Genomic DNA, 15,912 nt, shown 5'->3' on the forward strand with positions numbered 1-15,912 from the left:
AGGCTTCTTTGTGCCCTCGTCGCATGGCTCTCTGCCCCAAACCGCTCACCAAGCCTCGGCTTCGCCCACCGCCAGATCACATAGTTCACAGGCGACTAGCTACATTACCATTCTGATTAAGGCTGTAAGCCGAAGCCGACCATTTCTATCCCTGGATGGACCTCTGGACGAGCGCCCAAAGGCCAAAGAAAGCGCCGTTCGGTGGCCTCAATTCGTTTGTCGTTGATACTCGCCTCACGACGACGCATCAAACCAGTTGCGTTAAACTCCCATTGCTCATTGCCATAGGCCCGGAACCATTGGCCTTCCTGATCTCGATATTCATACTGAAACCGAACAGCGATGCGATCATCGGTAAATGCCCATAGCGCCTTGGCAAGCCTGTAATCCAGCTCTCTTTCCCATTTACGCTGAAGAAACTCTATAATTGCGGTGCATCCAATAAAAAACTCATCTCGATTTCGCCATGCGCTGTCTTCAGTATAGGCGCCAGCAACGCGCACTGGATCACGAGAATTCCATGCGTTCTCCGCAAGGCGAACCTTCAATGCCGCACTTTCAGCATCAAACGGCGGGAAAGGCGGTCTGTGTTCCGTCATTACACCATCTCCTTCATACGGCTTTGAAGCACTTTCCGGTCCATGGGGACCGAATGCAACGCGCCAGAATATTGATGCTTACAGTATCCTAATCCGATCAGATGGCTGGACCTGACCGGATGAAGCCCCATTCACATCACTGCTTTACAGAATTCCACGATCCGGGAGCATGCTGCCTCAAGAACCGCATCCGATGCGGCGGTCGAAAGCCGGATATGGCCAGGCATGGCGAAAGCCGTTCCAGGAACAGTCGCGACAAACGATTCCTGAAGCATAGCGCCAGCAACATCTTCGTCACTGGCCAACAGGCGCCCCCCTTTTGTCCGACGGCCTAAAAGTCCAGTCACAGAAGGGAAAGCATAAAACGCCCCCTGAGGACGCGAACACGAAAGACCGGGTGCCTCAGCGAGCATTTCAAAAACCTTTTGGCTCCGCCTATGGTAGATCAGCCGTCGTTCATCCAGAATATCCTGCGGACCATCCAGCGCAGCCACTGCTGCCGCCTGGCTGATCGTCGAAACACCGGCGGTTGAACTGCCCTGCACAACCGTCATCCCATCGAGCCAATCGCGCGGCCCAGTGCAAAAGCCTAATCGCCACCCGGTCATCGCATAGGATTTCGAAACACCTGACATCGTCAAAATGCGATCAGCAAGGTCTGGGGCCCTAGCTGCCAGGGTCGTGTAAACTCCGTCAAAAACGAGATGCTCATAGATGTCGTCGGAAATTACTCGCAACTGCGGATGCTTGCGCAACACATCCGCAATCCCGTCCAGCATACCAATATCAGCAACCGCCCCAGACGGATTGTTTGGGTAACTCAAGAGCAAAAGCTTGCTTCGGGCCCCAACAGACGCCTCGAGAGCAGGCGCCGAAAGGAGGAAACCAGATTCCGCAGGACAAGGTACAAAGACTGGCCTTGCTCCCGCAAATTCAACAACTTGAATGTACCCAGACCAACACGGTGTCGGAATGATTACTTCATCACCTTCGTCGGCAACAGCCATGACTGCATCGAAGATTGCCTGCTTGCCACCATTTGTAATCAGCACATCGGCCGGAGCTACCTGCAATCCCTGGTCTCTTGCAAACTTCCGAGCGACAGCACCGCGTAAGGCATCAGTTCCTACAATAGGCGGATATCGCGTCTGCCCGTCGATTGCGGCTTGGTGGGCCGCCTCAATTACGTGAGGTGGGGTCGGAAAATCCGGTTCTCCAATCGCTAGCGAAATGACGTCATGCCCCGCTGCACGGAGGGAGCGTGCGAGAGCAGCAGTTGCAAATGTGGCGGCAGGTCGGGTTCGAGTGACACGTGATGACAGCGGGTTCATCCCGCGTCAGCACCACACCCGAGGAAAATATTCAAGCACCTCCGTGGCTCTGGCAATATTCTCTCCAGACATCACGCAGAGCATTTCCAAGGTTCCGACCAAAACGGGGGGCGTCACAAAGCGGACTCTCCAGAACCTGCTGCCGGAGGCCGGCACGGAGAATAGCCAACGCCTTCAGATCGGAAGCAATGGAGACTGCACGATCAACGTAAGCTTCAGCGCTATTCGTCACGCAATCTGAAAGTCCGACATTACACAAATGGCTGACCGAGTGCCGTGCTGCGAAAAATTCTCCAGCTAATGTAATAACAGGGACACCCATGAACAACGATTCGCACGTAGTTAAGCCACCAGAATAGGGCACCGGATCCAAGGCAATGTCCACATCCTGATAACCTGAAATAAATTGGTGGTGCGCGGCACGACCGCGCAATTCCAAGCGCTCGACATCAATTCCGTACAAAGCCGCACGTTCTCGGAAGCGTGGAGGAATCATATCCTCCGAAAACTGTGGGCACCGCAAGACCAATCTTGCGTTTTGCACGCGCGACAGTATGCGTCCCCAAAGGCCAAGAGTTTCATCAGTAATTTTTGTAAGATTATTGAAACAACCAAAAGTAACAAACCCATTGTCGAGTGCAGGCAACGGCGTTACAGAAGGCGGACTGACAGGTGGAGAGTAACATACATAACCATCCGGGAGACGTAACAACCGCTCTGTGTAAAAGCGTTCATAGCCGTCCGGCGTCTCCCAGCGATCCGTAATGATCCAATCCACGCGCCGCATTCCCGTGGTTGCCGCCTGAGTGCCAACCCACTTAACTTGAACTGGAGCAGGCCGATAGGCGAGTGCACCCAACAGTCCGCTATCTCCAATACCGCTCAAGTCAACTAAGATATCTACTTCATTTTCAGCAATAAGCTCACCAATTTCTAGCAGATTTTTACCCGCACATTCATGCCATTTTTCTGCCAAACGATCAAATCGTACAGCAAACGGATCATGTTCAACATAATGGCCAAAGCACTGGAGCTTGAATTTCTCTCTATCGAGTTGTTCGAAGCCAGCGCATGTCAACCAACCGACAGGGTGCCGCTTGAGAGTGTGCGAGAGCAAACCGACACGCAAAATTCGGTCGGGATCAAAATTATTAATCTTTGTTAGCGGAGGGCGATCTTCCGGTGTACTCGAGGCAAGACGCTTCATTGCCGCAAGCATAATTTCTGCGGTGGTACCTTCCTGATAGGGGAGCAGGGAGCACTCAGTAAGAGCCAACAATTCCGCCGGAGCATATGGACTCGCGAGCTGTACATCTGCCATCGATCCAGAAATCTCGCCGGCTGACGCTTTAATAATGGCGCGATTTAATAAAATCATAGGAGATTTCACTGGAGAAATAACAGCATTCTCCAATAATATCATTGCCTCGCCATATTTATATTGACGTCCAAGAGCTACCGCGAGATCGTTCCTTATATCAACATCATTCTGTCTTTGCTGAAAAGCATCACGTAGCAGCTTCTCGGAAATTTCTGGCTCGAGATTCGCATCTCTCAAGCTCGCCATAAGTTGTAATATGTCGACATCATTCGGCTGGAGTTCCAGCGCAGTTTCTGCAAGCGCAATAGCCTCCTGGAGATAGCCCGCCTGGCGCGCAATTTTTGCCTCACAAGCAAGTTCTACTGCGGGTGTCCAAGGCGGGCTCTCAATGGCCACCTGAAACTCTCCACCCACGGCGGCCATAAGATCACGATGCATGAGAGCGTAAGGAAGACGATGGGGTGCCAGACGCCCCGCGACCGTGATGGCGTGGCAGGCTAGCCCAGGGAGCTCCATTTCCATCGAAGCAAAAGCAAGCGCATGCCAGGCTTCATGGTTCGTTGGCTCCATGTCCGTGGCTCTCGAAAGGTAGTCAAACGCCTCGTGAGGTTCGTTATCCTGTAATGCCAGAACTCCCGCACTAATGAAACATTCCACCCGACACCGAGGAAGAGATGTCGCTTTGCGATAAAGTGCCCTCGCTTCCTTCATTTTGTGCTCGGCGCGCCGACATTGGGCCATCCTAATCAGTGGCTCATCCCAATCAGGAGCCAAGCTCATGGCCCTGCTCAAAAGCGATGTCGCCAATGCCCGCGAACCATCTCGCTCAGCAATAATCGCTTCGGCGACTAGATCAGCCGCCGCCGAACTATGTCCAGAACTCAATGGTTCCAGAATTCTATTATCAGGCATGATGCCGCAAGCTGCGAGTAGTAGAATTAAACAAGGCCGTAGCCTCGTCCCATTTCCCTGTACTCCCCGCGGCGTGAACAGCCAGCAGGCAGGTATCCAAGTCAGCGATACCATCAGCAACAAGCTCACCGATGCAGGCGGACGCATCTACAAATGCACCCCGCTCGAGTAATATCGAAATGAGAATATTGCTCAGCTTTAATTTTTCGGCGTGATCTACCTCAAAACCACCCCCTAACCGAGTGAGAGCCGCCTTGATCGCCGCCTCAGCCTCTCCAGGTGCAGTACGCGCCAGCGCACCCAGAACCTGAAGGTTATCAGGCATTTCTGCCAACGCCTCACGCAGGCATGTATTCCCATCTTCGCTATAGCCAAGCTCAATGAGAGCTCGGCCGAGCATGGATTTGGCGGTCGCGTCATTTGGATCCAATACGACCGCTTCCGCCGCAGCCTTGGCGGCCTCGACCCAATTGTGCTCACCAAGGCTGATCTCAGAGCTCATTCGTAACAGAAGCGGGTTGGCAGGATGCTCGATAAGCGCATCAGCGACAATTTGCTTGGCACGATCATGATTGCCTTGCCTGAACTCAATCATGGCTTCCAATACTATAATTACGCCCGCATCAACACCATAGCGTCGTAAAGATGGAATCAAAAGTGCGGCGGCATTAATCTGATCGCGCTCAATCAGTTGCTTAATACGATTCAATATAATATTGTCTACCTGTGGCTTATCAGCTTTTTGCTGGAGATTAATGCTATTTTTTGACTCTTCCACTTTCTGTTCCTTTTGAACATTATTTGGTTAAACTGAAAACTCTTCCAATCACATTTACGCAATCAGAAAGTTGGCTTGAACAGCGAGGGATATTAGACTAGCCGATCCTCCTCCACTGCTATTCTGACTAGCCTGGTTCACGGCGAGGAATCGATCTGTGAAAGATTGCACAAAATTTTTATCTTGAAATTTTGCTATATTAAGGCGGCTGTTAATTGCCTGCTCTTGTGCCGTTAATGGCTGAAATGCGATCTGTTGGGGCAACCCTAGCGCAGTCGTAACGACGGACCGCATGATTGCATCACCCAAAATTTGCGTCGCATTCGTAAATTTTGAAGCATTTTGTATGAAATAAAGCGCATTTGATAACCCTGGCGTCTGTTTATCAAGTGACTGACGCCATAATACTTCGGCATACGCATTCGTTAAAGTTGATATTGTAGATTGTTTTTTTATTACCGACAGGCCTTGTGAATAAAATTGATACAACTGAGCGGTTGCCAACCATTGAGTATTTGTTGAAGCAAGTTGATTGGCAAGACCATTCGGGTCTTTCGTGTTTGACAGTAAGGCTTTCTGTGCCAGGGCGGGAAAGCTCGCTTCGGAGCCCAAACCATTTGCCGTCAACAGAACTTTAAGAACTGTTGGATTTGACAAAAGGTCTTTCGCTGACTTGGCCGAATTAACAGCCTTCGTAAATGCCGCGATATCTCTCTGCACTTGAGGCGCCTTAGCCTGCGCCTGGATATCCTTCGTCTCATTACGCTGGGCAATTTCTAGAGAAAGAATTGGATTCTGGGAGCTAAATACGGTTGAACCTGCCCCTCCTCCATAACTTGCCTCCAGTAGCGACGTTATGCTGGATGAGGAACCAACATTAGACGCCGAAAATAGAAGATTTATGTTGGAGGAAAGAGATACAGACACAGTGAGCTCCAGAAATTTACTTCACACTTTTCCGCTTAGACCGTTCGAAAAATTATCACAAATTGTTGCAACAAAATCTAAGTCTATTGTCTCAGCGTCCATGGTCCGGAGAACGGTATTTGCTACAGAAACAATCTGTATACGCAATGGTTCAGGCAAGGGGTTGAGTGGATCTAAGTTAGTAGCGAGCACTGTTTGCCAAACCCGCCTTGCCGTCGCGATGGCCTTAACACGCTCAAGTTCATTATCCGCAGTACGTAGCATTACACTAACACTACGAAACACCTCTGCGTCTTGCTGTCTCTGGTCTCTGAGATTATTTGCATTTTCGTAAGCTTTAAGTGCTTTTGCTTGATACGACATTTATGATCCTTTTTGATCACAGACTAGGAGATTTACTGTCTGGATTCGAGAACAGCTGCTTCGTGGCGCATAATCCGACGGGAGAGCTTAAGCGCTTCGTAACAATCATCGGCCTTTGCACATTCCAGTGCTCGGTCGAGTATCTCCCGTGCTAGTACAGAGGTTGTTGCTTGCTTGAATTGCTCAATGAGTTCGCGGGCCCTGATTAACGCCGCATCTCTTTCTTCATTCGTGCCTATGTATGCAGTCTGAAGAGCAAAATAGATCTGCTTCGCAGGCGTATTCACTTCGTCTGGACGCAATATTTGCTTGCCAAACATGAATCGAGCCTTCGCGGTAAGCTCTATCCGCGATTTTGTGCGGAAGCGGATCGGTGCACCATTTAGAACCATTATATCGCCTTGGCGAAGCTCCAGCACCAGAACCGACATTCGAGTATCCTTTATAAGGCGGCAGGCAGATCCGGCCTGTCACTGAGACAGACCGGATCCGAGCCGATCATTAGATCAGCTTCGTGAGGATGGACGGCTGCTGGTTGGCAATAGAAAGTGCCGAAGTGGCCAACTGCTGTTGAATCTGCAGCGACTGAAGTTTAGCCGATTCAGCTGCCATGTTGGCGTCAACAAGGGCGCCGAGACCGTTGCTCAGGGCGTCCATTTTATTTTGGTTGTATGTAATCTGCTCGTTGATCTGATTTGTCAGATTACCATAAGTGTTCAGATACGAGCCGACCGATGCAACCTGCGAGCTGAATTTCCCGCCCGAGGTTATGAACGCGGCGACACTGGAATATGTGCCGAGCGACTTTCCAACGGTGCTGAGGGCATTATACACAGAACTCAGACTGGTCGACGTGATCTTCAGAGTTGTCCCGCTGGCGTCGAGCGCAACATGAAGAGCCGCGCTCGTAAATCCGGAAGCAGAAGATTTGAGCGCCGAACTCGTTCCGCCGATGAGGGACTGGCCGTTATACCCTGCGCCCTTGATGAAATACTGGAGGTTCTGCAGCTGCGAGGTGAACTGAGCAGCATACTGTGATCTCTGGGACGACGAGATTGTAGAGCTCGACAAATTGACCAATGTCGAATCCATGCTCTGCATCAGGTTCGAGATATTGGTCAGAGCGGTATTGGTGGTCGACAGAAGCCCCTGGGTATCGCCGAGCTGCTGGTTTGCCGCAGTGAGACCCGCGACATTGGTGCGAACCGACTGGGCCACTGCAAAGGCAGCACCATTGTCAACGGCACTGCTGACGGAGTAGCCCGTCGAAATCTGGTTCTGGACGCTGTTCAGCGCCGTATTGATCGAGTTGAGGGTTTCAACGCCCACCATAGCGGCGGAGTTGGTGATAATCGAGCTAACCACACCGGACATGCTTTGTATCCTTGGCTATCATTTAGTCTTTGTTCCGCATTTTGCGAAGATGACGTATATTACGCCGCACTCGTTAACGCTCGATGAAGTTCAGCCTCAAATATATTGAGTGAGGCTCATCGTTTTCACCGCGGCGATAAGCTGATAGGACGCCTGCAATTGCGTCTGAGTTGATGAAAGCTGCGACAGGGTCTTTGCCATATCGACCTGGTCGAAGCCGGCCACCTGATTCGTGAAGGCCGTATAGGTATTCTGGAGATCAGAGATCTGCGTATTCACCAGCGCCTGGTTGTTCCCGAGCGCGCCTGCGTCCTGCGCCATCGTGTTGATTGCATTCCCGAGGCTGGACGATATTGCGCTCGCGAAGCCGGTAAAACTCGGATTGGATATCTGACTGGAATTCAGACTTCCTATCGCGGAGAGCGTTGTGAGAATGTCCTTGACGTAGGATCCGGTTGTATTGCTTCCGGTCGACTGGCCGATGAACTGGTTCCCACTTGCGACGATACCCGTGGTGATGGGTACCCCGCCGGCGCCAAGCACAGCCGGAGCTGCTGAATTACTCGACAAGCTGCTGGAAAATGGATTTTTTGACGCGCTCGTTGCCGCAGCAAACACACCGGAGACGGAAAGGCTGTTCGTGGCATTCTGAATGCTGACGTAAAAGGCCGCGCTGGTGAAACTCGTCGCGTTCGGAACTGGCGGTATCGTGCTGTCCTGCCCCGCGAATATGTAGCGTGTGCCATCCTGGCTGTTGAGCAGGCTGGCGATCTGTGTGACCGCCGTTCGCGCGGTTGCCGCAGCGGTATCCAAAGCGCTGCTTGTGAGCGAACTCACGCTCTGGAACTGTTGCAGCGCCTTGGACGCGATATCGCTGATCGTCTGGATCGCGTTCTGTTGGACGCCCATCTGGCCTTGGGCAACCTTCAGATTTGATATCGTGTTGTTGAGCGTATTCAGCGACGCGTTGAGCGTGAGCGTCGGGCTGGCAGAGCCGGACTGCGCGCTCTCGAGGCCCGCATAGGTTGTCGCGACATATCCGGTCTGGGACTGAATTGTCAGCTGGGCAAGCTTCTGGCTGGTGACGTTCGAATCACTTGCGAGTTGCTGGATCAGCCCGAAATTACCCGTGGAGAGTCCTGAAATGGATGCACTCATTGGACCATCGCCTGAACCGCCTGCCACATTTGCTGGGCGATCGTCACCGTTTTGGCGTTCGCCGCATACGCGTTCTGCAGCGTGACAAGCAGACTCATCTGCTGATCAATATTCACGCCGCTTGTAGATGCCGCCTGCGTCTGCAGGGCTGTTGCGAGGCCACTCGCATTCGTCGCGGCAGTTTTTGCCGAACTGCTGAGCGTTGCTTCGTTGGCGGTAAAACTCGAGGCAACGGTCGTGAGAGATCCGGAACCGGAATAGGGAAGAGTCGCAGTGCCGGAAGCATCGGAATATGTCGAGATCGCTGCGGGCTGCACTGAACCGCTCAGCGTTGTCGTGCCGAGTGCCGAGCCCAGAACATTCTGGATCAGGCCCGTAAACCCTGCCGGCCCACTTGGGGGATTTGGCGTAAACAGCACGGCCCCGGACGAGTTGGTGACTATATTCGTGCCGTCGCGCACCAATGCGGGGTTCGCCGTAACGGCAGGGTTGACAGTGATGGACGCGGAAAACGCTGTTGCCGAACTGGAGGGCACGCCACCCGAGGGATCCGTGAACAGGCTCAGGCCGGTATTGGCAAACCGGCTGGAAAGGGCCTGGGAAAATGAGTCGAGACCGCCCTGAATTTGGGGTAGCGTCGTGTTGACTAGCTGTTGCGCACCGCCAAGCTCGCCACCGAAACTGACAGCAGTGCCGCCAACCGAAAATGCGGTACCGCTCGCCGTCGATGAAACAGTGACTTGGGATGTACCGTTCAGCGGCAGTTCGATACCGTTCGGCGAAAATAGCGAAACCGCGCCGTTGGCTTGAGAAATCGTCTTCGCACCGGTCAGCGACGCAACGGTCTGGATAGCCAGATCCCGCTTGTTCGTCAGGTCGGCAGTGCTTTTGTTCTGCTGCCCGAGATTGACGATCTGCGCATTCAGCGAGCCGATTGTGGCCAGCGTGGTATTCAGTTTCTTGACGTCCGCCGCAACAGTGTTACCAATCGATTGCACGGCCGACTGGACAGTGTTGGCAATGGTGTTGATCTGGCTTGTCAGAGACTGGGCCGAGTTGACGACGGAAAGCTGCTGGACCGTGCTGGAGGGATCTGTCAGCAACGTCTGGAAACCGGATTGCAGATTGGCCACCAGGCTGGGCAGGTCGTTGTTCTGGCCGGGCGTCCCCATCACCTGGTCGATCCCGGACAGGGTCGAGGAGACGATGCCCTGATAGGAATTCTGCGCCAGCGACTGATTGACCTGCGCCTGTATGCTGGCGTTGAGCTGCCGCGTCGCCGGCCCGGCGATCACGCCGGAGCCTTGACCGCCGGCGGTTTCGGCCGAAAGACTGACCGTCTCAACCGAATAGCCGGGCGTCGTGGCGTTCGCCACGTTCTGCGACACAACAGCCATCTGCTGGTCGATCGCACTCAGCCCGCTGCTGGCGATCGCGAGTCCGGTTCCGATGCTCATAATATCTTGTTATCCGGTAAAAAGATTACGGAAGGGTAAACGGTTACTGAACCATATTGACCGTTGTCTGGAGAATCTGCTGTGCCGCCGTGACGACTTTCGTATTGGCGGTATAGGCTTGCTGGGCATTGATCAGGTCGGTGAACTGCGTCGCGATATCCACGTTGGAATTCTCGATCGACCCCGTCACGAGCGACCCGCCGCTGCCACCAACCGCGTTGATCGTCGCAGCACCCGAGGCCTGGCTAGCGGTTTCGAGCTGGGCGCTCTGGTTCTGCAGCGCATCCGGCGATGCGAACGATGCAAGCGGCACCTGGGCCACGAGTTTGGAAAACCCGTTGGTATAGTTCGCGGTAATGTTGCCCTGGGTATCGATCGACAAATTGCTGAAATCGCCGGAGGGCGACCCGTTCTGGGTAACACCCTGCAGGTTCAGCGTCGTGCCCGCATACTGGGTCAACCCGGTGGTGCTATTAGGACTACCAAAATCAAGAGTGATGTTCTGGGTAGCGCCATTGAATGTCGGCGAAATCTGCAATTGGCCGACCGTCGCAGTTGCACTCGATCCGGTGGCCGGCGTGATGGAGCTCAGCGTCCCGTTCGAATTGAACACGACATTCGCCGTGAAATTGGTGGGTTTTCCAGCATTGCTCGTATCATTCGGGGACGAAGCCGTCAGCGTCCACTGCGTCTGACCGCCCGCGATGGACGTTGGAGAGCTGAACTGGAGATCGAGTTGCTGGAGGTTGCCCAGAGAGTCATAGGTGTCCACCTGGGTGGTCACCGGCGTCGTCGTCGGCGTGGTCGGCAATGTAGCTGAAATCGTCACATTCGAGGTCGGAACCGGGGGCGAAGCGCCCTGGGAGACCTGGATCGGCGCGAGCGCCGAGGTGTTGATGGTTCCCGTCGTAGGGTTGGCCGCCCAGCCATCGAGATAGGCGCCGGAGCCGTTCACCAGATACCCGGAGGCGTTCAGCTTGAAGTCGCCCGCACGGGTATAATATTGCTGCGCGTTGAAAGTCTGGGTCGTCTTGCCACCAACAGTGTTGGTGCCGGCCGGCATCGATACGGTGAAATATCCGTTGCCGTTGATCGCCATGGCAAGCGGATTGCTCGACTGGGTGATCGTCCCCTCGACCGTATTGGTATAATCCGGGTTGGCCACCACCGAGTCAGGGCCGTTGCTGGTCGCAGTACTCTGGACAAGATAATTGATGAAATGGGTGTTGACGCCCTTGTAACCGGTCGTCTGCGCGTTCGCGATATTGTCGCTGATATTGGTGAAGGCGGCCGACTGGGCCTGCAGGCCACTGACCGACGTATCCAAAGCACCGAAAATCGACATCCTGTCCTCAGCTCCAAATGGTTGACGGCTCATCCGCGGCGCCGCCAGCTTCGCGTGGGCGACGGTGGGAAACGCACTGTTCGGCTCGCTGCACGAACCATGCCAACGGGCGGACGCAAGCCAAGCCGCCTTATCCACCCGGCCCGGCAGGTTCGACCCGGCAGAAACAGCCGGCCACTTCGGTCGAACCCGGCAGATTTTGCCGCCCTGCTGCCTGACCGGACGGACATATCCTTGCGTTTCTGTCGGAGCAGTCTTGGCAAGACTTTTGCTTATCCCCGTACATGACCTCCGGAACCGTCATCCCCGCCACACCCAGCCTACCCGCCGCGCCGCCGGCGCAGGGCAGCGCGAACTCCTCGCCCTCCTCCACGGATGCAGGCGCCGGAAGTTCTGGGAGCAACGTCGCCTGCAGCCAGACCAGCTCAACCATGGCATCGAGGGCATCGGCGGCGGCGAATAAGCAGACCGATTCCAGGACGGCGGCAGGCGGGGGTCATGCTCCCTCCTTCGGCGCCGCACTGGCCGGGGCCACCAAAGGATCCGGCGACACGACAGCCACTGCCGCCGGCAGCACGGCCGAGACTGCGTCCAAAGCGGGAGCAGGCACCAAAGCCAAGACGGCCGGAAATGCAGGCGCTCATCAAGAAAGTGGCACCGCGGGCGCCGGGGTGCAGATCGCGACAGCCGATCCCGGCGCCGCCCTGCCGACCATGCAAGCGGCTGGGACACCGTCAGGCGCCAACGCCGGACAGACGAAGGACGCATCACACATGACTGACCACAACGGCACGGCGACGGGCACGGCAACAGCCTCTGGCGCCACTACGGCGAGCGTGGCGCCAACTGCACAAACGACGACGCCGCAACCGCCGGCGGGACCCGTCATCTCGATCATGGCCGCGGCGGCGCATCTGCCCGCCGGCAGCCAGCCACCCGCCCCATCCACTGACACCCAAACCGCGCCGGCGGTGCCCGGGAAGATTTCTGCCAACAGCCCCCCGACCGCGGCCGCTGGCAGCGCGTCCGCCGCCGGAGCCACTTCCGCCGTCTCCTCCTCCGCTGCAGCAGCGTCAACCGCACCGACACCCGCCGAAGCCGCCCTGGCGCATGAGGCCGTGGCGCGGTTTCATGCAGCGCTCGCCACCGCCAAGTCCGGGCACGCGGATCCGGCCAGTGCGAAACCATCATCCACGGCGACGAGCAACACGACATCAGCACCAGTTGCGACCGGCACCGCCGGACAATCCGGCGCGACTGCATCGCCCGGAGTCGTCGCCTCGCCCCTGCTTGCCGCATCGGCCGCCACCTCCGCGCCGGCCGGCAGCGCGAACGGCGCGGGCGCAGCGACGAGCGCCAATCCGGCTTCGGCGTCGAGCCAGATTTCTGCGGCCCTGGTCAATGTCAGCAAGCTCGACGGGTCTCACGCCAGCGCCAGCGCCAGCGCCGGCGCGGCATCGGGCACCCGCCTGACCATCGCGCTGGCACCGCCCGCCATCGGCACCGTGACGCTGCAGATCGACCGTCACGCCGATGGCAGCTCATCGGTCACCATCGGCGCCAGCCATCCCGATACCCTGCTCGACCTGCGGAACGACCACTCGACTCTCGATCAGGTTCTGACGCAGGCCGGTTTGCCGGCAGCCAACCGGAGTATCAGCTTCAACCTGATCGAGCCGCGGCCCGGCGCCGCGAGCCAGCCGCAGGCCGGCAACAGCTTCACCGGCGGCTTCGGGGGCAATCTCGGGGGCGGCTTCGGATTTTCCGGCGGCACGCCGCAGGGAGGCTCGGGCGGGGGCTCGGCCCGGAACGCCGACCCCGTCTACCGGACCCCGGCCATTGCCGCCGGCGTCGCCACAAACTCGGTGGCAGAAGCCGTCGGCCTGCCGGCAAATGTGGCGCTGCGCCGCTTCGGCGTGAATGTCATGGCCTGACGATATGCCCTACCTTCCGTTCCGAATCCGATTCCAAAGGAGCCCACGATGACCAGCAGCGTCGCCTCAGTCGCCTACCAGCAGAGCCAGCTGACGGCCGCCGCCAACACCGCTGCTGCCGGCATCGGCGGCGCGAGCTCCACCTCGAGCACCAGCGGCACCGCCAGCTCCTCCAGCACGGGCGGCAGCTCGACGGCGAACGCCCTGAGCTCGCTCTCCTCGAACTACAACAACTTCCTGACCATGCTGACCACGCAGCTGCGCAACCAGGACCCGACCAACCCGGTCAGCTCGAGCCAGTTCACCTCCGAGCTCGTCCAGTTCTCCCAGGTGGAGCAGCAGATCAACACCAACCAGAGCCTGACCCAGCTGCTGCAGCTGACCCAGGCGGGCGACCTCACCCAGGCGAGCGCGATGCTCGGCAGCAAGGTCACCGCGACATCGAGCCAGCTGCCGCTGCAGAACGGCACGGGGACGCTCAATTTCAACGCACCGACATCCGGCCCGGTGGCGATCGCGGTATACAACAGCGCCGGCCAGCAGATTCTCGACAGCGCGATCAACGCCACCGCCGGCAGCAACTCCTGGACCTGGAACGGCAAGGATGCATCCGGCACACAGATGCCGGACGGCGCCTATAACGTCGCCGTGGTCGAAGGCGGGGCAAATGGCGCCACCACCACCCTCCCCTTCACCATCACCGGGACCGCCACCGGGGTGACGAGCAGCACCAACAGCGTTTCGCTGCAACTCGGCAACGTCGCGATCCCCTTCACGGCGGTTACCAACGTCACGAAATAAGAGTTCGCGCCCCGGGCCAGAAGCGGCCCGGCCGTCGCCTTGGGCCGATCTCCATCGCGGAGGTCGGTTGCAGTTTCCGCAGCCGGCGACATACTCCCGCAAATTGGGCCGTGACGTTGCCGGGCGGCGCTCAAGAGCAGCGCAGTAGTTATGCGTCAGTATCACTGTTATATTTACACTCACTGTATTGTGAGTGTGTGTGGCACACGTTGTCGCGCCACCCAGGATTTCAAAAATCGCATATCACGTCCTGCGCGGAGACGCCGGCCGGCATGTCCGCCACCGCAATCGCGGTGAGTCCAACACCGTTTCGGATCCCTTTTTCGCACCGAATTTTCTATACGCATGAAATTGTTGGATATTTTTATTCCTTAAATAAAATAAAAAATATCCATGGACGGTTTACCGAAAAGTAAATTGATAGCGTAAATGTAAATTTCTAATTACAATATTTTCTTTCTTAATATTTTTCTTCTTACAGATTCAAACTATCATATCTCTTGTGCATTTAGAGTATTCGTTTATCTAAAAGAAAATGAATTATCGAAATCGGAATGAACCAGATAATTCTAATTACGTAATGATAAGGGTGCCCTGATGAACTCGCTCTTCCAGAACGGCAAATTTGATGTCGAAATCGATATAAAGAAATTCAATTTATCCGTTTTCTGTGAAGCTGATGACGTTTATATTGAATTTCCTGAAAATATATTCAATGTACATTATTACAAAATCAACAATGACATATTTAAGGAAATACGTGAAAATATCATTGCAAGCGATGTATTTTTGTTTGTTTTGCAGGGGCATAACTTCTCCTCCCTTGCCAATATCACCGAAATTCGCGATCTAACGCGCAAGCCGATCATCATCCTGGTGAAGAATTACAGCGAGGCCGTGGCCGTCACCTTGTTCAGGATCGGCGCCGACGAGGTTCTCGACGCATCGATCGGCATGCATGATCTCGAAATCCGCATCAGCAACATGGTCAAACGCCAAAACAGGCACGCTCCCCGAGACATCGAAACACCGAGCGTCGCGATCGCGGATTTCCTGTTTCTCAACATTCGCAACCGCGCCGTGCTGCATGAAGTCTTCACGCCTTACGAGCTGATGGCGCTCAGCCTGCTCGTGAGAAATGCCGACAAGATCCTGTCCCGCAGCGACATGGCATCGGCCATCAAGGGGCGCGCCGTCGGCTATAATGATCGCAGCATCGATAATCTGATGTCGCGTATCCGCAAGAAACTCCGGACGCTCGGCCTTGAGAAATACAAGATCCGCAGCTTCAATTCCGTTGGCTATCACTTCATTTCCGGTGGTGAAAATTTCATCGCCGATCTCGACAACGCGCTGCAAACCCAGATTTACGCGGGCATGAAACCCCGCGACGCCGAAGCGGCGTCATCGGGCGCAGACTGGTAATCACGCTTCCGCTTTCAGGCAGCCAACACCAGGCCTCCGCGCGATCCGCGATCCGCGCGGAGGCAAGTGCGCCACGAAATTCACACTCAGAGCCGGACCGAAAAAGATAGTTGAGCGATTTCAGTAGGTTGTGATTCTGCCGGTTTGCAACAACAGACGGATTCGCAATGGCTTGGACTGAAACCGC

General features: G+C 55.6%; 14 protein-coding genes. 3 read left to right on the forward strand and 11 right to left on the reverse strand.

Features of this window, described 5'->3' with window-relative positions; translation table 11 throughout:
• Positions 1–116 precede the first annotated feature (116 nt).
• The 11 genes from B7Z76_RS14100 to flgE form a co-directional block, all read right to left on the reverse strand.
• A complete protein-coding gene (locus B7Z76_RS14100; protein WP_291344730.1) occupies positions 117–599 on the reverse strand; it encodes a nuclear transport factor 2 family protein in 483 nt (160 codons plus the stop codon).
• Between the two features lie 131 nt (positions 600–730).
• Positions 731–1,930 carry a pyridoxal phosphate-dependent aminotransferase gene (locus B7Z76_RS14105; protein WP_291344732.1) on the reverse strand — a complete coding sequence of 400 codons (1,200 nt, stop codon included), beginning with the start codon at positions 1,928–1,930 and terminating at the stop codon, positions 731–733.
• Between the two features lie 31 nt (positions 1,931–1,961).
• A complete protein-coding gene (locus tag B7Z76_RS14110; RefSeq protein WP_291344734.1) occupies positions 1,962–4,163 on the reverse strand; it encodes a hypothetical protein in 2,202 nt (733 codons plus the stop codon).
• Positions 4,156–4,941 (reverse strand): M48 family metallopeptidase, encoded by a 786-nt coding sequence (locus tag B7Z76_RS14115; RefSeq protein ID WP_291344736.1) that lies wholly within the window; start codon positions 4,939–4,941, stop codon positions 4,156–4,158. Before B7Z76_RS14115 ends, B7Z76_RS14110 begins: the two co-directional genes overlap by 8 nt.
• A gap of 54 nt (positions 4,942–4,995) precedes the next feature.
• On the reverse strand, positions 4,996–5,868 hold the full coding sequence (locus B7Z76_RS14120; protein WP_291344737.1) for a DUF1217 domain-containing protein: 873 nt from the start codon (positions 5,866–5,868) through the stop codon (positions 4,996–4,998).
• Between the two features lie 21 nt (positions 5,869–5,889).
• Positions 5,890–6,231, reverse strand: a complete 342-nt coding sequence (locus tag B7Z76_RS14125) for a flagellar biosynthesis regulator FlaF (RefSeq protein WP_174502757.1) — start codon at positions 6,229–6,231, stop codon at positions 5,890–5,892.
• Between the two features lie 32 nt (positions 6,232–6,263).
• Positions 6,264–6,662, reverse strand: a complete 399-nt coding sequence (locus B7Z76_RS14130) for a flagellar biosynthesis repressor FlbT (RefSeq protein WP_291344740.1) — start codon at positions 6,660–6,662, stop codon at positions 6,264–6,266.
• Positions 6,663–6,732: 70 nt separating this feature from the next.
• Positions 6,733–7,605, reverse strand: coding sequence for a flagellin (locus tag B7Z76_RS14135; RefSeq protein ID WP_174502759.1), 873 nt, complete (start codon positions 7,603–7,605; stop codon positions 6,733–6,735).
• Positions 7,606–7,701: 96 nt separating this feature from the next.
• Complete coding sequence (locus tag B7Z76_RS14140; protein WP_291344741.1) at positions 7,702–8,763, reverse strand: flagellin; 1,062 nt, start codon at positions 8,761–8,763, stop codon at positions 7,702–7,704.
• Complete coding sequence (flgK, locus tag B7Z76_RS14145; protein WP_291344743.1) at positions 8,760–10,220, reverse strand: flagellar hook-associated protein FlgK; 1,461 nt, start codon at positions 10,218–10,220, stop codon at positions 8,760–8,762. Before flgK ends, B7Z76_RS14140 begins: the two co-directional genes overlap by 4 nt.
• Positions 10,221–10,263: 43 nt before the next feature.
• The gene (gene flgE, locus B7Z76_RS14150; protein WP_291344745.1) at positions 10,264–11,565 is read right to left on the reverse strand and encodes a flagellar hook protein FlgE; all 1,302 of its coding nucleotides are present in this window, start codon (positions 11,563–11,565) and stop codon (positions 10,264–10,266) included.
• Positions 11,566–12,338: 773 nt separating this feature from the next.
• On the opposite strand from flgE, the gene B7Z76_RS14155 reads away from it, so the two are divergent.
• The 3 genes from B7Z76_RS14155 (at position 12,339) to B7Z76_RS14165 (ending at position 15,725) form a co-directional block, all read left to right on the forward strand.
• Entirely contained in the window at positions 12,339–13,499 is a 1,161-nt protein-coding gene (locus B7Z76_RS14155) for a flagellar hook-length control protein FliK (RefSeq protein WP_291344747.1), read from the forward strand.
• Between the two features lie 48 nt (positions 13,500–13,547).
• Positions 13,548–14,300, forward strand: coding sequence for a flagellar hook assembly protein FlgD (locus tag B7Z76_RS14160; RefSeq protein WP_174502763.1), 753 nt, complete (start codon positions 13,548–13,550; stop codon positions 14,298–14,300).
• Between the two features lie 597 nt (positions 14,301–14,897).
• Positions 14,898–15,725, forward strand: coding sequence for a response regulator transcription factor (locus B7Z76_RS14165; RefSeq protein WP_291344749.1), 828 nt, complete (start codon positions 14,898–14,900; stop codon positions 15,723–15,725).
• Positions 15,726–15,912 lie beyond the last annotated feature (187 nt).

Source organism: Acidiphilium sp. 20-67-58 (assembly GCF_002255515.1).
In the GTDB taxonomy this organism is placed as follows: Bacteria; Pseudomonadota; Alphaproteobacteria; order Acetobacterales; family Acetobacteraceae; genus Acidiphilium.